We start from the raw sequence: 23,699 nt of genomic DNA, 5'->3' as shown, positions 1-23,699 counted from the left end.
CGCCGTCTCTCCCGATGGATTCCCCATGAAGGTCGCCAAACGTCGCCAGGCCATCCTCGAACTGGTCCTCGCCGGTCACACCAACGTCGAAACCCTGTGCCGGCATCTGGGGGTGTCGGAAGCCACGGTCCGCCGCGACCTGACCGCCCTCGCGGAAGAAGGCCAGATCCTGCGGACCTATGGCGGCGCGACCCACATCGGTACCCGTGAGCCTGAACCGTCCCTGGAGCAACGCAGCAACCAGTCCGGTCCGGAAAAGGCTCTGCTTGCCCGCGCCGCCCTCGCCCATATCAACGACCACGACACCCTGGTGCTAGACGGCGGCACCACCACCGCCGCCCTGGCCAAGCTGCTCAACGAAAGACGCGGCCTGCACGTCATCACCAACAACCTGCTGGCGGTGCCACTGCTGCGCGATCTGCCGGAAGGCCATGTCACCCTGCTCGGTGGCGACCTGCGGCCCGGCAGCATGTCCACCTTCGGCCCGGCGGCCTTCACCATGCTAGAGCGACTCTCGGCAGACAAGGTCTTCCTCAGCGCCGACGGCGTGGTCGCCGGCCGCGGCCTCTGTGAGGCCAGCACTGAGCAGGCCTACCTCAAGGAATTGATGATCCAACAGGCCGCTGAGGTCTTCGTGCTTGCCGACTCGACCAAGCTGGGCCGGGATCGCCAGCAACACTGGACGCCGCTAAAAACGGACTGGACGCTGATTACCGATGCGACGGCGGGTGAGGTTCTGACGCCGTTCAGGCAGCTGGGATTGGTAAGGGTCGAAGTGGTTTCCTGAGCGCTAACGCGCTGATCTACGCAGGGCCTTGGCGTAAGGATCAGTCGTTAAACGCGGTAGGCGGCTGTGATCCACACACCAGCTTCATTCCAGGCGTGCTTTGGGTGCCACCCCTAAACCGTGTCGCCGGCTCCTGACGCCAAACCTTGGCCGGCGCCTGAGCTGAGTGCATAGAGGCCACCCGCAGCCGATACGGCAATGGTTCGGTATGTGGCCACCGGCGAAGCAGCTGTACTCACACGCCTTCGCCGGCTTGGCTGGGTACCTGCCCTGCACAGCGAAAAGCGCGTTACTTACCCTTGCTCAGCTTCGAAACTAAGTGCGGGCGGGCGACTACGAAAACCTCCCGTCAGCCAAGCCAGATAGAGTCCACCGAGCAGCAGCCAGCTGCAGCCAAGCATGATCGCCAAGCGGTCAAGACTGATCATCAGCCAGAGCGTCGCCAACATACCGATGAGTGGACACAGTAGGTAGAGCACCAGTTGTAGGGGGCCACGCTTCTGCGGCTGGCGTGCGAAGTGAACGATCACTGAGAGGTTCACGAGGCTGAACGCTAGAAAGGCGCCGAAGTTGATGAATGAGGTCGAGGTGGTGACATCGAGCCTCAGGGCCAGCAGCGCCACTACCGCGCAGACCAGGATAGCGCCTACCGGCGTACCGAAGCGCGGGCTCAGGGTGCCCAGTAGCGCCCGGGGCAGCACGCCATCGCGGCCCATGGCGAACATCAGTCACGAGGCGCTGGCCTGCGCCGACAAGCCCGAGGTGAACTGGCCCACGATCAACCCGATCAGGAAGACCGACACAAACAGGTCACCCCCGATATTGCGCGCGATCTCGTAAGCGGCCGCATCGCTGCTTTCAAATAGGGTGGACGGATGGGCCAGCTGAACGAAATAGGCCGTGACCACGAAAATCAGTCCACCGATCAGGGTGATCAGCAGGATCGCCCGAGGAATGGTGCGCTGGGGGTCGCGGGTTTCCTCGGTCAGGGTGCTGACTGCATCAAAGCCCAGGAAGGAGTAACAGGCTACCGCCGCGCCGGCCATCACCAGGGACAGGTTCACGCCCTCGCCCAAGAACGGTTGCAACGACAACAGCGGCTTGCTGGCGTCGCCCAGCACGTAATGCACGCACAGCGCCACGAAAGCCAGCAGTACCAAAAACTGCACCAACATCAGTACGCTGTTGATGCCCTTGGCCAGGTGCAGGCCAAAGATGTTGATCACGCTGGTGACCAGGATGAACGTCAGCACCCAAACTGCCTGGGGTAGCTGCGGGAACGCCGAATGAAGGTAAGCCGCGCCAATCAGCCAGATCGCCATCGGCAGGAAGAGGTAGTCCAGCAACACCGCCCAGCCGGCGATGAACCCGAGGTAATCGCTGATGCTGTGGCGCACATAGCTATAAGCCGATCCGGCTACCGGAAACAGCTTGGCCATGCGCGCGTAGCTCAGCGCGGTGAAGCACATCGCCACCGCAGCGGCCAGGTAAGCCGCTGATACGGCACCGTGGGTAATCTCGGCAAGGATGCCGAACGTGCCGAGTACGATGATCGGCGTCATGTAGGCGATGCCGAACAGCACCACCGCTCCCAGAGAGAGGGATCGTTGCAGACGAGCCATTACTGGTTACTCCCACTTTATAAGTTTTATGGCAGGACCGAGGTCGGCAAAAGTGCGCGGCAAGGCCGCAACGGGCGCGTCTGTGGCGCCCTTCAGAAGGAAAATGTCAGGGGATCAGTAGCTCACGCACGCCATTGGCATGGTCGATACGCGTACCTGGCAGCGTCATGCGGCGCTCTTCCAGGTAGCGATAGTCACGGCGGGCTTCGGCCAAGCGATGAAAGTCCAGGGAGATGGACTGCGCGCAGGGCTCTCGACCGGCTTCCAGCAGCAGGCTGCCGTTGGGGTCGACCACTGCACTGCCACCGGCGAATACCAGACCGTCATCGCCTGCGCCGACCCGGTTGGTCATGACCGCATAGGCCTGGTTTTCCATCGCCCGCGCCATAATCGCGGTTCGGTGCGTCGGCCCGTAGGGGTCCATGTTGCCGTTGGTGACGATCAGCAGCTCTGCGCCAAGCTCACCCAGGGCCCGTGCGCTCTCAGGGAATTCGATGTCGAAGCACACCAGCAAGCCGACCCGTACGCCGTCCAGCAGCGCAGTGGCGTAGCGATCGCCCGGCGCGAACACGCCGCGATCCGACGCCCACAGGTGCGTCTTGCGGTAGGTCAGCACAATGTCCTGCCCGTCCATCAACACAGTGGTGTTATAGAACGTGCCACCGTCGTCTTCTGCAAAACCGATGGCAACAGCCAGCCCACGCGCAGCCGCTGCCTTGCCGATGGCGGTCAGGCTCGGGCCATCCAAAGGCTCAGCCAGGGCCGCAACGTTTTCTGGCGTCGGAAAGCCCGTTAGGTAGGTCTCCGGGAACACCAGCAGGCGAGTGCCCGCCCTGCACGCCGCGATAGCCTGCAGGGCCTGGGCGAGATTATGGGCCGTATTACCATCACGACCGGTGAGCTGAGCGAGTTCAACTTGCATGACGGGGCTCCGTTCCTAGTGTTGCATCACGTGGGGGGCAAACACAGAATGCGAACGCCCCTCCGTCCGAAGTCGAGTATGGAGGCGGAGCCACACAGGCGGAATTACGCACGCGGGGTAACCCCATAGGGGTAGACAGATGACCATGACCTTGCACGACATCGCCTTCCATCAGACCGTGGCCGAACTCATCGAAGCGCTCGAACGCCCGCATTTTTGGCGTGCTATGACCCGCGCGCTGGAGCAGTACGTACATCACGACAGCTGGGTGGCCCTGATCTTTAGCGAGGGACGCCCGCAGGTGTTAGCCGAAAGTCCCGCCGACGACGGTGCACCGGACCGGCTCTTCCAGGACTACCTGCACGGCCTGTACCTGCTCGACCCCTTCTACATCGCCAGTCGCGAGAGCCAGCGGGAAGGTCTCGTGCGCTTGAGCGAAATCGCGCCTGACTGTTTCGAGCAAACGGACTACTACCAGCGCTATTTCAGTTTCAACGTGGTCGCTGACGAGGTGCAATTCAATGTTGCCCTCCCCAGTGCTCGAACGCTGTGTCTGTCACTGGGTTCACGGCAACGGTTTCAACCCGAGCAGATAGCCCTGCTCTCCCTGGTAGCGCCCTGGGTTACGGCACTGGTGCGCCAGCGCCTGCGGTACGAGCCGGAGCCCAGCGAGCCAACAGCCGCTCCCCCTTGGCGGGAGCGCCTTGAACGGATGGCTCGCCAAGTGGAAACGGCGCTGACCGGTCGCGAGTTGGAAGTGGCGCGCCTGGTCCTCAGCGGGTACTCCAGCAAAGAGGTGGCCCGCAAATTAGCCATTTCGGCTGAGACCGTGAAGGTGCATCGCAAGCACGTCTACAGCAAGCTGGGCATCAAGTCGCAGTCGGAGCTGTTCGCGGTGTTCCTGCAGGCTCAGCGCGGATGACGGCAGCAAGCTGGGTAAGCCGGTGACCTAGGCTTCATGGTCTAGACACGCCTATGAGCCATGCCGATGCGGATCTTCATGCGTCTATGCTAGGCGAGTTGCCTGCACCATCGCTCAGGGGTTATTGGACGAGAGGGTCCGCCGAAAACTTTCCGGCTCCCGGTACACCAGCGCTCAAGCGACTACCGTCGAGTAGACACGGCGGTTGGGCCTGGTCGAGCAACCTTGCCAGCCCTAGGCCTCCCCCTTTGCCCGACGAACGTCTTACATCACGCACCCGCTCCAGCGGTCTTCGCAGGTGTGTAGCCAGGTCAGCCGTACCCCACAAACGGGCTCTGCTAAAGGTTTGAGATAAGCGCAGCGTCCCATCGAACGCGAGCCACTGCGCCTGTCTTCACTCTGCCGCCGCGACAATGGCGATCTCGACCAGCAATTCCGGTGCCGCCAGCCTGGATTCCACCGTGGCCCGCGCGGGTGCCTGCCCTTCCGGGGCCCAGGCATCCCATACCTCGTTCATGCCGGCGAAGTTGGCCTGGATGTCCGAGAGCCATACCTGGGCGCTGAGGATGCGCGTTTTGTCCAGGCCGACCTTGGCCAGGTAGTCGTCGATCTTCTGCAACACCTGCGCGGTCTGTCCCTTGATGTCCTGGGTGCGATCATTGGCCGTCTGGCCGCCGACGAAGGTAATACCGCCCTTGTACTGGACGACCCGGCTCATGCGCTGGTTGGTTTCGATACGGGTAATGGGTTGCATATAGGCTCCTTGGGTTGCCTAGAGGGTGAGGAATTTCGGTGGAAGCGCTCGATGGCGAAGGCCGCGAGATCTAGGGGGGAAGACTCGCCCAGCACCAGCTGCGCGACCCGTTGGCCAGTGCCGAGACTCATCTGGAAACCGCTGCCGCAGTAACCGAACGAGTAGATCAGGCCACTGGCGCGACTGCTGCTTGAGATGACGGGCAGATCGTCTTCGGTGAAGGCTTCGATACCGGACCAGGCGCGGTTGATGCCCAAATGCCTGAGGTGCGGAAAGAGATCCGTCACGGTCTGGGCGCTGGTCACGAGCCGAGCGATATCGACCTCGCCGTGGCGGGCATCGAAGTCCAGGGCTCCGATCAACTTGCCGCCAATGACCACCGTGCCGTTGTCGAATTGCTTGAAGGACAGGGCGCGACCGGTGGCGCCAAGCACCTGCCTGCAGAACGGTGCTACTCGATGGGTCACCATCAGCATCAGGCCTTGCGGATAGGTGGGTACCGGCTCGCCCACCTCGGCAGCCAGGCGCCCCGCCCAGGCACCGGCCGTCACCACCAGCTGGTCCGCCGCGAACCGCCCTTGGCGCGTCTCGACCTGCCAGCGCGTGCCTCGCTGGGTGATGGACAGGGCAGGCGTCTGCTCATGCAGCACCACGCCCAGGCGCTCCGCTGCCTGCCGAACCGCCGTCACTACCCGGTAAGGCGTCGCGTAGCCATCGTCCGCCACCCAGATGCCCCCCACCACATGGGGCGTCACCGTCGGCAGGAGTTCGAAGACCTCCTCCCGATCGACGAGCACCTCATGGGTGAAACCGTGCGCCTGGAGGTGGGCGACTCGGTCCCGACATTCCTGCAGCTCCTCGTCGGTTTCGGCCAGCTTGAGCTGGCCGCTGGCGACGAAACTCGCGTCCGTCCCCAGCAGCGCCGGCAGGTTGTGCCAGAGCGCGCGCGACGCCAGCGCCAGGGGGATTTCCGCCAGGTGCCGGCCGAGCGTCCGCACCCCGCCGGCGTTCACGCCAGAGGCATGCCGCCCGGCATAGTCGGCTTCGAGCACGATTACCCGCACGCCGCGCTGCGCGAGATGCCAGGCCGTGCTCAAGCCATGCAGCCCGGCGCCGATGACGATCACGTCCGCCGTCCTGTCAGCCACTGGCGAGTTCTCCCAGGGTGATGGGTTTGATCGGTGGCCGAATGCGGTAGTAACCCACCTCGTCGGGCGTGAGTCCGCGGGACTTGGCGATGATCTCGGTGACGGTCAGTCCACACATGCGTCCCTGGCAGGGCCCCATGCCGCAGCGCCCGAAGGATTTCGCCTGGTTCGGACCACTGCACCCAAGCTCGACGAAGCGCCGGACGTCGCCCGCCGTTACCTCTTCGCAGCGACAGATGGTGACGTCGTCACGCGCGGGAATCCGGTTCTCCTCGCGCGGGCGATACAGGGCATCGAGGAAGGGGCGGATACGCAGGTTGCGCTCCAGCTCGGCGTGCAAGGGAGCGGCCTGGGCATCGCGCTGCGCCGGGGTGATCTGGCCAAGACTACGCGCCAGCCCCAGTGCCGAGAGTTGTCCTTGCAGCGCGGCCGCCTGAGCACCACCGATGCCCGCGCCATCGCCGGCCACCGAGATGAAGGGCACGTCGAGCGCGCCCCACTGATCGGTTTCCGGGACGAAGCACAGCTGCGCGTCATCCCAACGATGCTGGGCCCTGAGCGCCTGGGTGAACTGGATGTTCGGCACCACACCCTGGTGCAGCAGCACGGTGCTGGCCGGCAAGCGATGCGACTGCCCGTCGACGACGAAGCTGAGCGCCTGCGCCTGCCCTTCCCCCTCGACCTGGAGTTGTTCGGCACCGGTGTAGTGCGGGACCTCTCCTTTGCGCAGGGCGCGCAGCAGCGAGACGCCCTTGCGCAGATAGGGCCAGGCCCGCAGCGCCGCCAGCAGGTGCCCACGGGCGCGCCAGTAATCCTCACGGCGACTGGTGTCCACCATGCCCACAATGGGTATACCCGCCCGCAGGTATTGCCAGCCGAGCAGGTAGAGCAGCGGTCCGCACCCGGCCAGCACCACCGGTCCCTGCGGACCGATGCCAGCGGTCTTGAGCAGGATCTGCGCGGCCCCGGCGGTCATCACACCGGGCAGGGTCCAGCCGGGAATGGGAAAGGGTCGCTCCATCGCACCGGTCGCCAGCAGCACGGCCCTGGCGGCGAAGGAACGTACCTGTCCGTTCTTGAGGTAATGCACCTGACGCTCGCGAGTGATCTGCCAGACGGAGGCGCCCGTCTCGTGGCGCACCGCAGTGCTCCTCATGGCCTCCGCCAAGTCGGCGCCAGCCGCATAATCCGGCCCGAGCAGCGTACGCCGTGCCGCTGAGGCGCTGTCGATACCACGATAGATCTGCCCGCCCACCGCCGATTGCTCGTCCAGCAGCACGACGGAGAGTCCCAGGTCTGCCAGGGTGCGGGCCCCGGCCATGCCGGCCGGGCCCGCGCCAATGACGACGACGTCCACAGGTTCGAGATTCATGGCTGCACCTCCATCACCACGGGTTCGGCAGCGGTGAAGGGCAGCTCCCGGGCGCCCTGCTGCGAACGGATACGCATGCCGTCGGCCGCCTCGATCAGGCAGCTCTGGCGACTCGGCACCCCATCGATCTCGACCAGGCATTCGAAGCACACGCCCATCATGCAATAGGGTGCACGGGCTTCACCGCCCACCGGCGAGGTGCGGAACTGCCGTACGCCGGCCAGCAGCAAGGCGGCGGCAACCGTGAGACCGCTCGGTACCTGGAAGGCCTGGTCATCGAAGGTCAGGGTGATGAGGCGGCCGCCTTCGGCGTCCACGCGGCGAAATAAGGAATCAGTGAGCATGGGAAAACACCTCCCCCGTAAGAAAACGTTCGCCGGCGAACACCGCCAGCTCTTCTGGCTGTTCACCGCCCCGAACCCAGGGCGCGATCCGGGTCGCGTGCGCCGCAGCCAGGGTCACACCGCTGTGGCAGGTGACGACGAAGGCACCGGGATGCGAGGCGGACTCCTGATAGATCGGATAACCGTCCGGGCTCATGACGCGCAGGGCGCCCCAGGCCCGCACCAGGCGCACGTCAGCCAGCAGCGGGAAGGTGTTGACCCCACGCTGGGCGATCCTGGCGAGCACGTCGGTGGTGGTGAGGTCGTTGAAGCCGACCTCCTCCATGGAATCGCCAAGCTGCACACTGCCCTCGTCGGTCTGGCGCACATTGATGGTCGGGTAGTCGAGAAAGGGCCGAACCCGCTCACTGACCAATACCTGCCCACGATTTGGCGCGACCGGGGCATGCAGTCCGACCTGCTCCCCCAGCGGCCGATTGCCCAGGCCTGCCGCCAGCACCAGGCGCGGCGCGGTGAAGCGCTGGCCGGGAGTAACCACCGTGAATTCGCCAGGTGCGGAGTCGATCCGCTCGACCGGCATTCGCCCCAGTACCGTCGCCCCGTGGTGCTGGGCTCCCGCATGCAAGGCTCGCAGGAGCTTGAGCGGATTCACGTGGCCATCCATGGGCGTGTAGCTCGCCCCGACGACCTTCGGACCGATACCGGGCAAGCGTGCCCGCAGATCTGCTCGGTCGAGCATCTCGAAGGGGTAATCACCCAGGCCCGCCTGCATACCGGCCAGCCGCGCCTGGCGCTCCGCCAATTCCTGGTCGGAAAAGCACATGTGAAAACCGCCGGGCTGCTTCAGGCGGACATCGACATCCGTCTCCTGCAGCAGGCCTTCGGCCAGCCCGGCCCAGGCCAGCGCGGAGGACCTTGTCCAGCGGGAATATTCGAGGCGGTCGAAGCCCTTGCCCTGCACCCAGACCAGGCCGAAGTTGCCCCGCGAGGCGCGGAAGGCGTCATCGCCCTGGTCGAGCACCAGCGTCTTGGTACCGGCCTTTGCCAGGCCATAGGCGACCGCCATCCCGACCAATCCACCGCCAACCACGATGACCTCTGCCGAGGTGGGTATGCTGCTGTCGTTCATTGCTTCTCTCCGATCAGCACGCGATCCAGGCCAACGAGCCGATCCAGCAGCAGCATCACCGCCAGGGTTCCCAGGATCAGCACCGTAGAGGCCGCCGTGATCAGGGGATCGATGGTCTGGGCGATCTGGTTGTACATGGCGACCGGCAGGGTCGTGGTGCCTGGCGTGGCGACGAAGACCGTCATGGTCAGCTCGTCGAAACTCTGGATGAAGGCGAGCAGCCAGCCACCCACCACGCCGGTGCGGATCCGCGGCAGGATCACCCGCCAGAAGGTCTGCAGCCGATTGGCGCCCAGGGACAGCGCCGCGTGCTCCGCATCGCGCTCGAGGCCGATGGTGGACGCCAGGGTCAGCCGCAAGGCATAGGGCAGCACGACGATGACGTGGGTGATGCTCAGGGCCCACAGCGAGCCGCCCACCTGGGCGAGGGAAAAGAAGCGCAGGAAGGCGATCCCCAGCACCACCGAGGGAATCATCAGCGGCGACATCAGGAAGCCCGTGATCGCCCCGCGGCCGGGAAAGTCGTAGCGACTGATGGCCAGCGCCGCGGGGACCGCTAGCAGGGTGGCGACCGTCGCCGACACCAGGCCCAGCTTGAGCGATAGCCAGAAGGCATCGACCATTTCCTGGTTGGCCCACAGCGCCTGGAACCAGCGCAGCGACAGGCCTCCCGAGGGCAGCGAAATGAAGCCTTCGCCGGTAAAGGACACCGCCATCACCACCACCAGCGGCGCCACGATGAAGGCGATGAAGAGCGTATGAAAGGCAAGGGAGAAGAAACCGTTCCGGTACATGGCGATCACTCGAAGACGTGTTTGAAACGGCGCTCGGCCAGCCGGCTGCAGCCCACCACGATCACCAAGTTGGCGATCAGCAGTAGCACCGCGATGGCGGCGCCCAGCGGCCAGTTCAGCGAACCCAGGAATTCGTCGTAGGCGGCCGTGGCGACCACCTTGAGGCGACGTCCGCCAATGATCGCGGGGGTGGCGAAAGCCGAGGCCGCCAGGGCGAAGACGATGATCGAGCCCGAGAGGATCCCCGGCACGATCTGCGGGAGCACCACCCGCCTGAAGGTCGTCATCCGCGAAGCGCCCAACGACAGGCCGGCCTGCTCCACCTGCAGATCGAGCTTCTGCAGGCTGGCCCAGACGGCGATCACCATGAAGGGCACCAGCACATGGGTCAGCGCCAGCACCACGCCGAACTGGGTGAACATCATGCGGATAGGGAAATCGATGATGCCCAACGCCTGCAACGCCTGGTTGATCAGCCCGTTGTTGCCCAGCAGGATGGCCCATCCCAAGGTGCGCACCACCACCGAGATGAGCAGCGGACCGAGCACCACGAGCAGGAACAGCGACCGCCAGGGTGCTCGCATGCGAGCGATGATGAGCGTCTCCGGCACGCCGATCAGGACCGAGCACACGGTCACGGCGAGCGCCATTCCGCCCGTACGCAAGAAGATCTCGTGGAAATAGTCGTCGCCGAATACCTCCAGGTAGTTGGCGAGCGAGTACACGGGAATGACGCCCTTGGTGTCGCTGAATAGGTTCAACGACAGCATGGCTGTGAGCACCAGGGGCGCCGCCAGCAGGGTCAGGAACACCAGGAGTGCGGGGCCGGTCAGCAGCCAGGGGGCGCTGCCAACGCGCTCGGCATCATAAGTGGCCATGGGACACCTCCCGACCGAGCAGGCGCAGGTCATCGTCCAGCCAGGTCAAGCCCACCTCCTCCCCTTCCAGCGGCGGCGGCGCACCGAGGTTCGGTTGCGTCAGATTCACCGGCCCCAGGGGGCTCTCGACACCGATCAGCCAGAGGTTGCCCAGGAACACACGCATGCGCACCGTGCCGCGCAAGCGCGCTTCGGCCGGATCGGCCAGGCGGATCTTTTCCGGACGCAGGTAGACATTTACATCGCCGTCGAACTGATGCCCTTCATGAGGGATATGCAGCATCAGACCGTCGACCTTGACCTCGTAGCAGCGTGGCTTGCGGTTGTGGACGGCACCGGGGAAGGCATTGGTCTTGCCCAGGAAGCTCGAGGCGAAGGGCGACTGGGGCCGCTCGTAGGTCTCGAACGGCGAGCCGATCTGCACGATGCGCCCGCCGTGCATCACCGCGATACGGTCGCTCATGGTCATCGCCTCCACCTGATCATGAGTGACCAGGATGGTGGTGATACCCAGGTCGCGCTGGATGGCACGCAACTCGATGTGCATGTCCTCGCGCAACTTGGCGTCGAGGTTCGACATGGGCTCGTCCAGCAGCAACAGGTCCGGGCGGATCGCCAGGGCGCGCGCGATGGCCACCCGCTGACGCTGCCCACCGGACAGCGCCTTGGGATAGCGTTCGCCCAGGCCCTGCAGCCGAACCATGTCGAGCGCCGACTTCACCCGCTCTGCCCTTTCGCTGCGTGGCACGCCGCGCATCTCCAGGCCGAAGCTGACGTTCTCGGCCACGGTCATGTGGGGGAACAGCGCATAGCTCTGGAATACCATCCCCAGTCCGCGTTTTTCCGGACGGACATGGGTGATGTCCCGGCCATCCAGCACGATGCGCCCGGCTGTGGGCTGCACGAAGCCGGCAACGCTCTGCAGGGTCGTAGTCTTGCCGCACCCCGAAGGGCCCAAGAGGGAAAGAAATTCGCCTTTCTCTACCGCGAGGTCGAGCCCGGCGATGGCGGTGAAGTCGCCATAAGTTTTGACGAGGCCGTCGAGGATCAGGAAAGCCATGGGCATGCCTCCGGCGATCACGAGGGCGTGATCGCTGTTCGTCCAAGGGAGGTGGGAGCGACCGGCTCATAAGTGGAAACCAGCGGCTCGATCTTTGAGCGAGTTGGAACCGGACGATGGCGAAATGGACGTGAGGGCTTGGCGCTACAACTAGCGGATGGGCAGTCCGGCGGGACCATCCTCTCCACTCGCAATCCCCAGTGCCATTTCATCGCCGTCTGGTCGGTACGCCCTCTACCGCTCGATGGTCCTGTTCCAGCGCGTCGTCCACTCGGAACGCTTCTGGTTGATGGTGTCCCAATCGACCTTGAGCAGGCTGTCGACCTTTTCCTGACCATAGGGCATACGGGCAGCCAGTTCTGGCGGCAGCTCCACGGTGCGATTCACCGGCGCGAAGCCGTTACTTTCGGACTGGATCTTCTGGATTTCTGGCGACAGCACGTAGCGAATGAATTGCTGGGAGAGTTCGGACTGCGCATTCGGCGTAACGGAGCAGGCGGCCACCTGGAGGGCTACGGCACCCTCCTTCGGATAGATGAACTTGAGCGGAAAGCCGGTGTTCTGCAGCGCCACCGCACGGCCACTGCCGTACACCGCCATGACCACATCACCGTTCTGCATCATCCCGTCCATCTCGCCCGGCGCACTCACCCAGGCCAGCACGTTGGGCGCGATCTTCTTCTCGAACACTGCGAAGCCCGGATCGATGTCTTTCTCGCCGCCGCCATTCAGCCGCGCCATCTCGATCAGTGAATGCAGTCCGTAGGTATTGGTGATCGGCGGCATGCCCAGCAGCTGCCGATATTTCGGATCTTCAAGGTCAGTCCAGGACGTCGGGGCCGCCCAACCGCGCTTCTTGAAGGCTTCTTCGTTGTAGCCGATCCCGGTGGCGACCATACCTACCGCAGTCGCCTCGGGACTCAGACGCGCCAGGGGATACAGGTCCTGGTAGACAGGCGCGTCCGTGAGCTTTTCGCAGAACCCCAACTGTAGCGCCTGGTACATGGGGCCGTCGTCCATCATGGCGACGTTGATCTGCTGCCGTCCTTTCTGCGCCTGCAGCTTGGCCAGCGTCTCAGTCGAGTTGCCCGACACATACACGACCTTGACCCCATGCGCCTTTTCGAAAGCGGGAATGACGCGGGTCTTGTACATCTGCTCGGTGGAACCGCCGACGCCGGCGACATACAGCGTCGTTTCGGCGTGAGCAGGAAGCGTCATACCAACGCCCGCTGCGGCCAACAGCAGCGCGGACAGACCCTGACGCAAGGAGATGGATGAGGTACGGGCGAGATACGGACTGGTCACGGGCAATGCTCCCTTTTTTGCGTTGCGGCAGATCGAGAACGTCGTGAGGACACGACCGGAAGATCCAGGCATCCGCCTCCGAGGACATCGCGGTAACCGCCATTCGGAAACGCTTTCTTTTTATGGGGCCATTTGGCTTTTGACCGAGTATTGTCAGCCTAAACCCATAGGGTCAAATACGAAGGTACGGGTTAAGTATTCATATTTGATATGGAGAGCTCTGTTGAATCTCAGACAGATCGAGGCCTTTCGCAGCGTGATGCGTCTAGGCTCCATGACCGCGGCCGCCGAAGCCCTGCACACCTCGCAGCCCAACGTCAGCCGACTGATCGCCCAGCTTGAGTTGAGCACCGGACTCAAACTGTTCGAGCGCGCGGGGGTACGGCTGATACCTACGAAGGAAGGCAGCGCTTTCTTTCAGGAAGTGGAACGGGCCTATGTGGGGCTGGACAGCCTGCGCCAATCGGCCAAGAACATCCGCAACCTGGGTACAGGTCGCCTGCGTATCGCGGCGGTACCCTCGACCGGCCTCACGCTCATCCCGCATGTGATCAAGGACTTCGTCGCAACTCGTCCCGAGCTGACCGTCTCCCTGCACATGAACGCCTCGCCCACCGTGGTGCAGTGGGTGCAGTCTCAATTCTGCGATCTGGGCGTAGTGGTCCAGCCCAGCGACGCCGGTCCTCTGGAAACGCTGCTCATCACCAGGCTCCGCGCCGTCTGCGTCCTACCGCCAGGCCATCGCCTAGCGTCACGAGAGGTTATCAGGGCGCAGGATCTCCACGGCGAGAACTTCGTCTCCCTCTGCCATGGCGACGGCACTCGCGAGCAGATGGACAGGGTCTTCGAGCAGGCCGGCGTCGAACGCAAACTCGCCGTGGAAGGCCAGTACAGCTCCATCACCTGCGAAATGGTCGCCGCCGGCATGGGCGCCGCCCTCATGAGCCCGAACGTTGCTCAGGATTTTCTTCATAAGGACATCACCATCCACCGGTTCGAGCCGGAGCTGTTGTTTCCGGTTTATGTCGTTGCGCCGGCAGGATCTGGCCAGACGCCATTGGCAACGGACTTTATTCAGGCGCTGCGAGGGCATTATGCGAGGCATTTCCGGGGCTAATTCACTGGCTGCTGATGGTCAACAACTCGGCTATGGCGTCATAGTCTTTCGTTGGCGGCGGCGGTTAGTACCCGGTCATGTCCAAGACTCACGCGCCTTCAGATTTCGGCAATGCAAGCATGGAAAATACCTTAGGACTTCGAAGAGTGCGTTTCGGACCCGCCCTGAGTCGACGTCATCTCGTTGTAGCTAGTGCGTAACTCAGAACCATTTAAATCCGTTAGGCATAAAAAACCCAGCCACCTTTCAGTGGCTAGGCTTTCTGTATTTGGTCGAGACAGAGTGATTCGAACACTCGACCCCTTGCACCCCATGTCAGCGGTCGACCTCATAACACATTGATTTAATAGCCTATTTTGAGCGCTCGCTGCAGCCATTGCTCTCCTCTATCCAACGGTTCTCAACGGCTCCCCGCAAAGTCCCTGTGAGCAGAATGCCCCCCAAACACACAGGAGCTCATTTCTGTCCGACAACGGTGTTCCCACATAGCTGGGGTTAATCAACAAAGCTTCTAAAGCTAGCGTGGTACCCAGTCGACTTAAGATAAACGTGCCGGTCTAGATCCTCGCTCAGGATGAAAAGAGACGACCCCTCCCTAAACTGAAACACACGGAAAAATGCTCTTTAAGTCAGACAGCTTCTTTAAGTGGCCAAGCTTATGCAGGCCGCTGTCGATCAGCGAACGAATCACATCCTGAATGTCACTCTGAACTTCCTGCTCGGAGCAAAATTGGCGGATCAACGCTTCGTACGCTTTATCATACTCACCAAATAAGACGTCCCGGTTGATGACGTGGGTTTGCTCGGGCTTGCTCTCGTTAATGGACGCAATGCGCGTGTCTTTGAGGGCCAGTGTGATTGCAATCCGTGCAATTACGTTCGGTGTTAAGCGAATTTTGGTCTGCAGAAACTGCAGTTTGTCCCAGGTTTTCTTACTCAAATGTATGCGCGTTGGAAACATGTCAGCTCGCGTCCCTTATCTTCCAGAAGTATCCTTCACTAGCCCGGGTCGCGCCCTTTTGGGGATCGTATTCGAGCCGATAAGCGCGAGAGATATCCGCCGCAAGATCCTCGTAAAATGACTCGTCGACCTCGGTGTCCGTGGATAGGACAATCATCTGATGACTAGCGGTTGGGAAGTAGCCTTCAATAAGCTTGCCCCGATGACGCGAGTCCAAACGGCCCAGCGGTGTATCAACAATCATCGGCAACTGGCGGCTAGATGTTTTGGCAAGCGCCTCGAGCACCGATATCGCGAAGATCTGCTTTTCACCCGCGGACAGCTCTTCTTTGGCAATAGGGCGCCCCGACTCCGACAGGAGCTGAATTTGAAAGGTCGTCGCGTCAATGCGGATCTGAAGTTGCATGTCGTCTTTGCGGGCCAGCTTGGAAAAACGCTCAGCAAACTGAGCTTCAAGGTCCCGGATCTTCGCTTCTGACGTTTGATCCACGAAATTTTTGAGCAATCCACTAATCTTGCCGATGTAATCCAGCATACGTTTCTGATCGCTAGTTTTGGCCGCGTCTTCGTAAAGACGGTCTAGCTTACGTGCTATCTCGACAGCACCATTAGCAATCTCTCTGCCAGAAGCCTTCAGCTCATCTAGTTTGGCATCCAACCAACCGATTTTTTGCTGCAGGTTTTGTAAGCTCTCGAAATCATCAGCAATCAATCGGTCATCCGGGGCGCGGGCTAGCGCCGCCCCCATCTCATCGAGTGCGGCCTCAACGACTTCCAGGGCCAGAAACATCTGTGCCGAGTCAGTGGCTTGTCTCTGTGCATCTTTAAACATGGACAATAAGCGGCTGGCCTGCAAGGGCGTCACGTCATGCAGTATCTCATCAGGAGTAGTGTTAGTATTTCGCGCAAGAGCAACATCTAACTCCCTAGACACGACTGCCATCGCGTCAGTTGGCAGCGCACCTGAAAGTTGCTTACTAAGTTGCTCAGAGTAGCTACATAGCAGCGCATGTTTCTGATGCGCTGCTTGAGCAAACAAGTCTTGCTCAATTTGAGTTTTGGTTCTCTCGCAAAGGTCTTGGGCCAGGGCCAGAGGGGCAGCATCAGAAATTAGCCCGATTATCTGTGCGATAAGCGCATCTTTTTGACTCTGCAGCCGACCAAGGTCGCTTTCTAGGTCTTTTCGGGACGCTGAAAAATGGCCGCCCCGACCGTCGATGATCTTCTGCAGCTGGGCGATGTCACTCTGCACCTCAGAACGTTGAACCATTACCGCGTTTATATTCTGGCGAACCTGCTCGATCTGGTGGCGCCTTGCCTCTAGCATTGCTTTTTGAGTGTCAATTTCAGCCTGAATTGTTTCGACCGAAGATCGCTTGGTGATGCTGCGCTTGAGAACCGTTAAGTCTCCGGACAGCCGCTCCACGATATCCAGACCTAACAGCTTTTTGATGGACTGCTCAAGCGCGGCACCTCCAGTGTCATCGGCCAGCTCGGCGATCTTCTCGCCGTCAAAGAAGAACAGGTCGGACACGCCGCTAGGGATCAGTTCATTCAGAAAGTTTTGCGCCTGGTCGTAGGACAGGCCTTGAATCACCTGACCATCTTGTAGAACGGTTAACGCTTCCTTAACACCCGTCCTTTTCCGCTCCCACTGACGCTTGACCTGATATTGGTTCTCAGTACCCAGCTTTGCGTAGGCAAAAGTTATCTCGACCGACGCCGTATTCGGCGACCGGTTCGTCTCCTTGGAGTGGTGAATCGACTCGAGCAGATAGTTATCGTAGCGCTTTTGCGAAACGGCAGAGCCGAGTGAAAGGCGCCCGTACAGAGCTAAACGCACTCCAGACAGGATGCTCGTTTTTCCAGCCCCGTTCAAACCGCCAAACAAAATGATCGGCGGTGTTTTGCCACAGCGCTTAACAGGACTCAAGTCAAAGCTGTTGGTACCTTCGTAAACTCGGAAATTGGTCAGAGTCAAATTTTGTATCAGCATCAGTGTAGGAACTCAGCAAATTCATCTTTAACGTCTTCAACGTGAGACCGTTCGTATTTCCGATACTCAGCGTTGCGCGCGTTGATCACAGAGAGTTCCTCCCAATCCCGTTGAAGAAGGGACTCCAACCGCTCTAATATTCCCCTGCGTTTACCAAGACCGGACACTTCCAGTTCCGCCTCCAGCATCTTTCGAATCAATGCTGCAGGCACGCCATAAGCCTCGGAAAGAAGCTCGAGCGTCTGTGAATCAGCTTTTGTAAACGCTCCGGCATCATCCTCAACCCAATCCAGATCTTCGCCATACACCTCGCGATAGATGCCCGGAAGGGAGTCCGCCCAATCCGGCTCGTTGGGGTCCCGCAGCCATTCACGACGAATCATATGTAGTTCCGGCCGCGTGATCAGTTCCATATCACGCCCCTGCTCCTTAATACTTTTCTCGATCGTCAGCAGCTCCCTGAGAAAGTCTCGACGGGTCTGGAGAAGATAAGGGCCGGGAATATGACGAACCTCCTGCACGCTGTCGTCACTGATGTCGCCGGTATTGTAGGAAACACGCCCCGTACGACGGCGGAAGTTACGATAATGATCGGCATTTTCAGGCTGTCTCGAGCGATAAAGTAGATCTCTAAAGTCAAGCAGCGGTCGCATCCAATCGGCACCGGACTCAATCAACCCATGCAGGGCTTTGTCTTCTGTGACCACGGTGCAGGTCCAACAACCGAATCGACTATTACCGCAAGAGGGCGTGCTTTTGTCAATGACTAGCGGGCACTCGCCCTGATTCGAACCTTTGTAAAGCTCAAACAGCAGCTGATTCGATCCGCCCCATGGACAGGGCGAGCTCATCAGATACATCCACACCTCATCCGCCGACCAACTTTCGATGGGCATATAAGTGTATGCGTTTGGTAAAGAGCTGTGCCGGCTCAGCGCAGAACCATCAATCTTGTGTTTGGCTATGACTTGGGCACGCGAGGCACTCTCTTCTGAGCGAGACCCCAGAACCACGACAGCCTCGCCAAACCGAGCCACTTTATCCAGGATGAACCCGCTGACCGGATCGATCTTCATGCGCTCTGTGCACCACCGGAAAGATTGATTGGGCGCCGGGTAGCCCCGGCCCAGCAGATTCACCCAGAAGGTTTGGTCCGTTTTGGGGACAACTTTGTGGGCGCTGATGGGCAGGCCCTCTAGCGTTGCCGACTCATTGATCGTTTCAATGACGGAATTGATCATGTCGACGACTACTGGGGTCTCCACCAAGGTGTCAGAGGAAACCACATAAACGTGCTTGTCTCGCTGCTCAGGGGGAAGCTGCTGCAGGGCGATGTAGACTAGAGACAAGGCGCAGGTCGAGTCTTTACCGCCACTGAATCCAATAATCCAAGGACGCTCGTCCGCCACATAGATAGTTTGGATCTCCCGAACCAGATCAACCAAAGGGCGATGTCCCAAACTCATCTTCCGGATCATTTCCAGATGAGTGGGGAAGGGAAAGGCGCCATTCGTCATTTTTTCAGAGACTCCTCATATTCCTGTTCGGTGGGAGAGAGTGGAATATCCAGCTGCTGTTTGATGTAATTACCGGTGAGGACGACACTGCTGCGCGCCTTACTTATTCTGCCGTGGTGCATGGCTCGCCCCTCCCATTCAGGGTTGGCTCTTGCCCAATCGATGTTTTGCAGCCCCTTAAGAATATTTGCCCAGACACTCTTAGGTCGCGCGATCAAATCGGCACCGATAAATCCCATGGCCTGAAGCATAACTGCATGGGCATGGACGAATTGTTCTCGTAACTCCGCCGTTGCGACCTTCTTATTCAGCGCCAGTTGCCAGTCGGGCATGTTGTTCGCCACTTCATTCCAAAAGGTCGCCGCCAGACCGGTTTCGCACGAATCAATCGGACCATCTTTGCCTTTCGAGAGCAACGCCTTGGAGGCATTTTTAATAGCCGACAAAGTAAAGAGCTTGGTACTGCGATTGGAGATGCTGGATCTCTCCATCTCGGTAAGACGTGAGAAGGCTGAGACGTCCTTGACCATAGTGCGGGCCAATTCTGATAGCGAATCTCGACGGTCATACAGGGTGCTTATGGAGTCACTGGGCCGAACCGCATGCTTGTTCAAATCCGCGAACATTTGCTGGCTGCGCTCCAGGCCCTCATCAATAAAGAAAAGAACGGGAATGTTGTCGTAACCTAGCTCCGGATTCTCTTGGATGGCGTGCTCTATGGCAGCGCGCCGATGCTGCCCATCATTGATGAGAATGCGTGCTTCCATGGGGATCGAAAGAAGCCCCAGACTCTGACCCAGCCCGGTGTCGGCACTGGGTTCAAATTTCACTTTAGCGTCCACGGATGCCGTAATAGCGGAAAGTGTATAATCTCCAGTATTGTCAAGGAGATAACTCACAATATCTGGAACACGGGCTCTGTTCAATGTGCGCTGCGCTCTCAGCTCTGGCGGCACCTCATCTTCGTCAAAGACGAAAATTTTGGGGATCAAACGCATAGGGCACATCGCGATATAGCAAGGTCTTCCCGCCTGCATACCCCGGACAGCAGGAAAGCTGTGAAAAAATTCGCTCATCATTTTGCCTTCCATGCTGGAAGTTAAAAATAAATTGGAAGTTTTTTTATCACATTATGACTTCCATGTCGAGAGTTTTATGGGTAGCAAAGCTGAAGCAGAGGATGCTTAGTAGGCGTGTGACGTCTCTCCTGATTTGAGGAGTGCCCAGCTTTAGAGCCCAGTCCCGGTCCCCAGGAGATTGGACATAAAAAGCGTTTCACTGAAGGGCAAATCATTGGCTTCTTGCGCGAAGCGGAGGGTGGGCTGCCGATCAAACAGCTGTGTCATCGGTGCGGCTTTTCAGAGGACGGCCACTACCTCTGGCGCAGCAAGTTCCGTGGCATGAGGGTGCCAGATTCGAAGCGCCTGAAGGAGTCGGAAAACGAGAACCCCCGCCTGAAGAAATGCTTGCCGAGTTGATGCTGGAGATCGAAGTCACCCACGAGGCGTTGCGCAGAAAGTGGTGAGCGCACCATCCCGTCGAGAGCTGTTGCGCCACACGGCGGCACACGGCTTGAGTGAGCGCCGGGCGCTACGGATGATCTGCATGAGCGCCAGCGCTCTGCGCTACCAACCAAGGCCGGATCACAGCCAGAGCCTGCATGAGCGAACTGTGGCTCTGACCCATCGGTATCGCCGTTATGGTGCAGCGAGGATCTATTTGAAGCTGCGGCAGGCTGTCGAGGTGGTTTACCACAAGCGGGCTGACCGTCTACATGCCGAAGCACGCTTACAGCTCAAAAGGCAAGCGCAAGAAGATCCTGATAGTAGATTGATAGCTGCTGAGGCGTCCACGGGACGCCTATCAGGCTTGGTCGATGAACTATGTGTTTGATCGCACAGCTGAAGGACGTGTCATCAAGAGCCTGGCCTGGTAGACGACGCTACTCACGAGGCTGCTACCATCGTGCCGGATCGATCCATTGGCGGGCACTCTTTGACGCGCACTCTGGATCGTCTAGCTGCTCGTGAGGACTGCCCAAGGCCATCCATACGTACAATGGCAAGGTGTCCTGTGGACGGGCCATATTGACCTGGGCTCATCAGCGTGGAGTGATGTTGTATTTGATTGTGCTAGGCAAGCCCAATCAGAAGGCCTATATAGAATTCTTCAACGGGCACTTTCGTTATGAGTGGCTGAACTACCATTGGTTCACCGGCCTGTCGCACGCCAAGGCGGTGGTTGAGTCCTGGCGAAGGGAGTACAACGAAGAGTGACCCAAGAAAGGACTTGGTGGGCTAACCCCGTCCGCCTATGCCGAGCGCCTGGCCTCAAAAGCCATTACATTGAGCCAGGACTCTAAAGCCAGATGCTACTGAAGACGGGGAAGCGTCGGACCTATTAAAACTGCATTGGCAATCTAATTTTAGAACATCACTAAAATTCTATCCCTTACACGAGAAGTGGCGAAGAAAGGTATCTTTCGAGTAGCCCCTGGGAGGTGCTTTTCCTCCTCCAGGGCTCAGGTCCAGAAACGATTCGACTCTGCCCTGATTAGTGTTACTGTAGCTGACATGAACTGGCCGGCTTCTATCGTACAAATAAATTCGGTCGAATTTCAGATTATTAACAATCCATTGCGTGACTTCCAGCATGTCTTCGTCTTCAATGATAAAGTCGACTGCCGCCCCTTTTCGGTCGCAAATATAGTTTCCTTTTCGATTCTTCTCGTAGCTGGCATGCTGATCTAACCTCGGGGCAATACCTCTGTGTATTTCTTTGGCCAGAGCCTGCGAGCAAAAGCCGTAGGTCAGCTTGATCATCCCGAAATAATCGATAATGGGGTCGAGTAAGTTTATGGCTAAGTCCAGAATCGCGGTGTACGTGTTCGGTTCTTTGGGAATATTATCGAGATTGGCTCGTTGTTGCGTGTCGCCGCAGCGGATGAAGTCTCGATAGGTAAAATTCTCCCCGCAAGGGTCGTCCAGACTTGGTATCGATTGACTTCGCGCAAGTGTAAATCCATCAACTTGGTAGCGGTGTTTCGCCAAGGTTTTCACAAAGTCTTCTGGATTTGGCCCATATCCATCCAGATCGAGAAACCGTAGGTTTGCTAATTCCTCGTCAAACGCCAACTGTTGACCGTAATTATGGAAACTTTCGTTGATGTAGCGACTCTTCAGATAGAGGAATGGCGGGATGTAGGTTTCGCCGTAGTCGAAGAAATCCAGCCGCTGATGCAGCAGATTAATTTTGACCCGCTCGATCATTCGCGGCAGCGGTTTACCATCAAAATCATCGAACTCCATCAGCGTAAGCTTACTCGAGCGAATGTGAATTTTCACCAAGTCGGCGCTGGTAACATCACCGTACAAACTGGTGGCACAGTGCACATAGGTTCTTAGCACCGACGGTAAATGTGAGACCAAGCTGGTGTGCAGTTGTAGCGAATGCCCCTCGATCAACCATCCCAACCCAGACTGTGCCGCAGAGTTACAAGCGGCGTTGATGGCCTCTTTGTCGAAAGCCCTAAGTAGCAAAGCCTCGCCATGTGCTAAGGCGTTGTCGATATCGCCAAAGAAGTGCTTGATGTCTTCTTTGAGAGTGGGTTCGACTGGCCTCCTGGGTCGCTTGCCAGCAAACCGAAGCTTGGCAAAAAACACCGATAAGTCATCGATTCGGGTCTGGCGGGCATGTTCTAACTCGGCGACGCCCTCTTCCCCTTTGAGCTGAATGATCAGCCGCAAGGCCAAGGGCAAGGAGCCCAACTGGGTACGAATCTCATCCAAAATACCCAGCTCTTTGGGTTTTGGTTCTCGCCCCAAACCCAACCATATCGCCCAAAGCGTCTCTAGCAACTGCGCATGGGATTCGTATTTATGCTTCGCCCGCTGGGCGACCCGCGCCTTTTTTTCTTCCAAAGTTAGCGGGGTGTAAATAGGCCGGATGGGTGAACGTCGTTTGGCGACCCGCTGACTGCTGAATCGCTGTTCAGCATCCGAGCTTTTAAAGACGTAGAAGATGCCGGGCGCCACGGGCACCGGCTCGATGCCTAACACCGCTTCCAGGTATTGGGCTAGTTCGACCTGAGAGTAGTATTTTTGAAATGTGTTGCGGGAGGTTAGGACACCGTCCGCATACGGGATGCCGTTGCCGGTGTTCGAATGCACCAACATAGCAGACACCACCAACCATTCCTGAGCTAGCTCAAAGGCGCCTTTAAGGGCTTCATCACGTTGCTGGCGATCCTCAATCACATTGATGACGAAGCCGAGATTCACCACATCAGCTGTGTTTTTGTTGTTGTCGGGGGCGTAATAGGGATCCCAGCCTGAGGCCGTGATGCCGTTATCAGTCAAAAAGCGAACGTCACTGCCCCGTCCACACCCGTAATCGAAGATGGTCTTTTGGCCGTTCAAATAGCCAAGCCGAGCCAAGGTCTGCATGGGCGCCGAAAGGTTGGTGCGCGAGAGTGCAGTGAGGTGGCGTTGAATGATATCTGTGTCAGCCTGCGTGCTAGGGGCCGCCTCACCAAACTCTTCATTGCCAATGGGTAGCAGGTCGTGGCCCTGAATTCGGTAACCTCTCTCGACCAAGACCACAGCCCACTCTCGGGCGAAGCCGATACGACTGGTATCATCAAACAGTCCAATGGCTTCGGCTAGTACGGTTAGTGACGCAAACTCCGCTCGGCGAGGATGATCGGGAGCCAGCAGGAGCTCTTTGCGGTGCAGAACAGGCGGATTAAGGGACTCTCGAAAGGTCCTAAAGATTAGACGTTCCGCGTCCCCGCTTAACGACCAATAGTGGGCTAGGCTAGGGAAAGCGTCCTCAAAAAAAGTAGGGTAATAAAGAAAAGAAACATCCTGGTTGTTGTCGTGTAATTTGACGACATTGAAGTCCTTCTCCGCTTCAACGCCCGCAAGCGAGATGGCTTTTTGGATGGTCTTACGGTGATGTGGCCCCAAGCTCGGCAGCGCCGAGCAATGCACATATAGGTGCTGTCCGACTTTCTTACCAACGAAGGCGGTTCCGTTACCCATATTTGGTCCTCCCGACGGTGGCTCGT

General features: G+C 59.4%; 18 protein-coding genes and 2 pseudogenes. 4 read left to right on the top strand and 16 right to left on the bottom strand.

Features of this window, described 5'->3' with window-relative positions; genetic code table 11:
- Window positions 1–25 precede the first annotated feature (25 nt).
- A complete protein-coding gene (locus DBY63_RS04945; protein ID WP_074584379.1) occupies window positions 26–787 on the top strand; it encodes a DeoR/GlpR family DNA-binding transcription regulator in 762 nt (253 codons plus the stop codon).
- A gap of 293 nt (window positions 788–1,080) precedes the next feature.
- Here DBY63_RS04945 and DBY63_RS04940 read toward each other — a convergent pair.
- Both DBY63_RS04940 and DBY63_RS04935 read right to left on the bottom strand, forming a co-directional pair.
- Window positions 1,081–2,409, bottom strand: a pseudogene (locus tag DBY63_RS04940) (APC family permease).
- A 106-nt stretch (window positions 2,410–2,515) separates the two neighbouring features.
- Complete coding sequence (locus DBY63_RS04935) at window positions 2,516–3,331, bottom strand: carbon-nitrogen hydrolase family protein (RefSeq protein ID WP_042135754.1); 816 nt, start codon at window positions 3,329–3,331, stop codon at window positions 2,516–2,518.
- A gap of 139 nt (window positions 3,332–3,470) precedes the next feature.
- Between DBY63_RS04935 and DBY63_RS04930 the strand changes: the two genes are divergently transcribed.
- Complete coding sequence (locus DBY63_RS04930; protein ID WP_108581399.1) at window positions 3,471–4,253, top strand: LuxR C-terminal-related transcriptional regulator; 783 nt, start codon at window positions 3,471–3,473, stop codon at window positions 4,251–4,253.
- A gap of 394 nt (window positions 4,254–4,647) precedes the next feature.
- On the opposite strand, the gene DBY63_RS04925 is transcribed toward DBY63_RS04930, so the two are convergent.
- From DBY63_RS04925 to DBY63_RS04885, 9 genes are all read right to left on the bottom strand, one after another.
- Window positions 4,648–5,007: a RidA family protein gene (locus DBY63_RS04925; RefSeq protein WP_027596893.1), complete on the bottom strand. Its 360-nt coding sequence runs from the start codon at window positions 5,005–5,007 to the stop codon at window positions 4,648–4,650.
- A complete protein-coding gene (locus DBY63_RS04920) occupies window positions 4,968–6,134 on the bottom strand; it encodes an FAD-binding oxidoreductase (protein WP_256594349.1) in 1,167 nt (388 codons plus the stop codon). Before DBY63_RS04920 ends, DBY63_RS04925 begins: the two co-directional genes overlap by 40 nt.
- Before the next feature lie 13 nt (window positions 6,135–6,147).
- Window positions 6,148–7,527, bottom strand: coding sequence for an NAD(P)/FAD-dependent oxidoreductase (locus DBY63_RS04915; protein ID WP_108581397.1), 1,380 nt, complete (start codon window positions 7,525–7,527; stop codon window positions 6,148–6,150).
- Window positions 7,524–7,871: a (2Fe-2S)-binding protein gene (locus DBY63_RS04910; protein WP_108581396.1), complete on the bottom strand. Its 348-nt coding sequence runs from the start codon at window positions 7,869–7,871 to the stop codon at window positions 7,524–7,526. The genes DBY63_RS04915 and DBY63_RS04910 overlap by 4 nt, the downstream gene beginning before the upstream one ends.
- Complete coding sequence (locus tag DBY63_RS04905) at window positions 7,861–9,000, bottom strand: FAD-dependent oxidoreductase (protein WP_108581395.1); 1,140 nt, start codon at window positions 8,998–9,000, stop codon at window positions 7,861–7,863. Before DBY63_RS04905 ends, DBY63_RS04910 begins: the two co-directional genes overlap by 11 nt.
- Window positions 8,997–9,794 (bottom strand): ABC transporter permease, encoded by a 798-nt coding sequence (locus DBY63_RS04900; RefSeq protein WP_042135782.1) that lies wholly within the window; start codon window positions 9,792–9,794, stop codon window positions 8,997–8,999. The genes DBY63_RS04905 and DBY63_RS04900 overlap by 4 nt, the downstream gene beginning before the upstream one ends.
- 5 nt (window positions 9,795–9,799) lie before the next feature.
- Window positions 9,800–10,672, bottom strand: a complete 873-nt coding sequence (locus tag DBY63_RS04895) for an ABC transporter permease (RefSeq protein WP_108581394.1) — start codon at window positions 10,670–10,672, stop codon at window positions 9,800–9,802.
- Window positions 10,659–11,732, bottom strand: a complete 1,074-nt coding sequence (locus tag DBY63_RS04890) for an ABC transporter ATP-binding protein (RefSeq protein ID WP_108581393.1) — start codon at window positions 11,730–11,732, stop codon at window positions 10,659–10,661. The genes DBY63_RS04895 and DBY63_RS04890 overlap by 14 nt, the downstream gene beginning before the upstream one ends.
- Before the next feature lie 234 nt (window positions 11,733–11,966).
- Window positions 11,967–13,040, bottom strand: coding sequence for an ABC transporter substrate-binding protein (locus DBY63_RS04885; RefSeq protein ID WP_256594348.1), 1,074 nt, complete (start codon window positions 13,038–13,040; stop codon window positions 11,967–11,969).
- A gap of 223 nt (window positions 13,041–13,263) precedes the next feature.
- On the opposite strand from DBY63_RS04885, the gene DBY63_RS04880 reads away from it, so the two are divergent.
- The gene (locus DBY63_RS04880) at window positions 13,264–14,157 is read left to right on the top strand and encodes a LysR substrate-binding domain-containing protein (RefSeq protein ID WP_108581391.1); all 894 of its coding nucleotides are present in this window, start codon (window positions 13,264–13,266) and stop codon (window positions 14,155–14,157) included.
- A gap of 595 nt (window positions 14,158–14,752) precedes the next feature.
- Here DBY63_RS04880 and DBY63_RS04875 read toward each other — a convergent pair.
- Genes DBY63_RS04875 through dndB form a run of 4 tightly spaced genes read right to left on the bottom strand, consistent with a single transcriptional unit; the run spans window position 14,753 to window position 19,710 of the window.
- Window positions 14,753–15,097, bottom strand: coding sequence for a DndE family protein (locus DBY63_RS04875; RefSeq protein ID WP_158541720.1), 345 nt, complete (start codon window positions 15,095–15,097; stop codon window positions 14,753–14,755).
- Window positions 15,098–15,119: 22 nt separating this feature from the next.
- Window positions 15,120–17,114, bottom strand: coding sequence for a DNA sulfur modification protein DndD (gene dndD, locus DBY63_RS04870; RefSeq protein WP_108581389.1), 1,995 nt, complete (start codon window positions 17,112–17,114; stop codon window positions 15,120–15,122).
- Complete coding sequence (gene dndC / locus DBY63_RS04865; protein WP_108581388.1) at window positions 17,114–18,631, bottom strand: DNA phosphorothioation system sulfurtransferase DndC; 1,518 nt, start codon at window positions 18,629–18,631, stop codon at window positions 17,114–17,116. The genes dndD and dndC overlap by 1 nt, the downstream gene beginning before the upstream one ends.
- Window positions 18,628–19,710, bottom strand: coding sequence for a DNA sulfur modification protein DndB (dndB, locus tag DBY63_RS04860; protein WP_256594347.1), 1,083 nt, complete (start codon window positions 19,708–19,710; stop codon window positions 18,628–18,630). The genes dndC and dndB overlap by 4 nt, the downstream gene beginning before the upstream one ends.
- 177 nt (window positions 19,711–19,887) lie before the next feature.
- Here dndB and DBY63_RS04855 point away from each other — a divergent pair.
- Window positions 19,888–20,993 (top strand): annotated as a pseudogene (locus DBY63_RS04855) (IS3 family transposase).
- An 82-nt stretch (window positions 20,994–21,075) separates the two neighbouring features.
- Here the strand turns inward: DBY63_RS04855 and DBY63_RS04850 are convergent.
- Window positions 21,076–23,673, bottom strand: a complete 2,598-nt coding sequence (locus tag DBY63_RS04850) for a DNA phosphorothioation-associated putative methyltransferase (RefSeq protein ID WP_108581387.1) — start codon at window positions 23,671–23,673, stop codon at window positions 21,076–21,078.
- Between the last annotated feature and the right edge of the window lie 26 nt (window positions 23,674–23,699).

The sequence above is a fragment of the Pseudomonas sp. RIT411 genome, assembly GCF_003057735.2.
Classification (GTDB): Bacteria; Pseudomonadota; Gammaproteobacteria; order Pseudomonadales; family Pseudomonadaceae; genus Chryseomonas; species Chryseomonas oryzihabitans.
This window is presented reverse-complemented; position numbering and strand designations above follow the sequence as displayed.

Coding starts and splice junctions, on each gene's coding strand:
- DBY63_RS04945 (WP_074584379.1), top strand. CDS start 26: ATGAAGGTCGCCAAACGTCGCCAGGCCATCCTCGAACTGGTCCTCGCC.
- DBY63_RS04935 (WP_042135754.1), bottom strand. CDS start 3,331: ATGCAAGTTGAACTCGCTCAGCTCACCGGTCGTGATGGTAATACGGCC.
- DBY63_RS04930 (WP_108581399.1), top strand. CDS start 3,471: ATGACCATGACCTTGCACGACATCGCCTTCCATCAGACCGTGGCCGAA.
- DBY63_RS04925 (WP_027596893.1), bottom strand. CDS start 5,007: ATGCAACCCATTACCCGTATCGAAACCAACCAGCGCATGAGCCGGGTC.
- DBY63_RS04915 (WP_108581397.1), bottom strand. CDS start 7,527: ATGAATCTCGAACCTGTGGACGTCGTCGTCATTGGCGCGGGCCCGGCC.
- DBY63_RS04910 (WP_108581396.1), bottom strand. CDS start 7,871: ATGCTCACTGATTCCTTATTTCGCCGCGTGGACGCCGAAGGCGGCCGC.
- DBY63_RS04905 (WP_108581395.1), bottom strand. CDS start 9,000: ATGAACGACAGCAGCATACCCACCTCGGCAGAGGTCATCGTGGTTGGC.
- DBY63_RS04900 (WP_042135782.1), bottom strand. CDS start 9,794: ATGTACCGGAACGGTTTCTTCTCCCTTGCCTTTCATACGCTCTTCATC.
- DBY63_RS04895 (WP_108581394.1), bottom strand. CDS start 10,672: ATGGCCACTTATGATGCCGAGCGCGTTGGCAGCGCCCCCTGGCTGCTG.
- DBY63_RS04890 (WP_108581393.1), bottom strand. CDS start 11,732: ATGGCTTTCCTGATCCTCGACGGCCTCGTCAAAACTTATGGCGACTTC.
- dndD (WP_108581389.1), bottom strand. CDS start 17,114: ATGCTGATACAAAATTTGACTCTGACCAATTTCCGAGTTTACGAAGGT.
- dndC (WP_108581388.1), bottom strand. CDS start 18,631: ATGACGAATGGCGCCTTTCCCTTCCCCACTCATCTGGAAATGATCCGG.
- dndB (WP_256594347.1), bottom strand. CDS start 19,710: ATGATGAGCGAATTTTTTCACAGCTTTCCTGCTGTCCGGGGTATGCAG.
- DBY63_RS04850 (WP_108581387.1), bottom strand. CDS start 23,673: ATGGGTAACGGAACCGCCTTCGTTGGTAAGAAAGTCGGACAGCACCTA.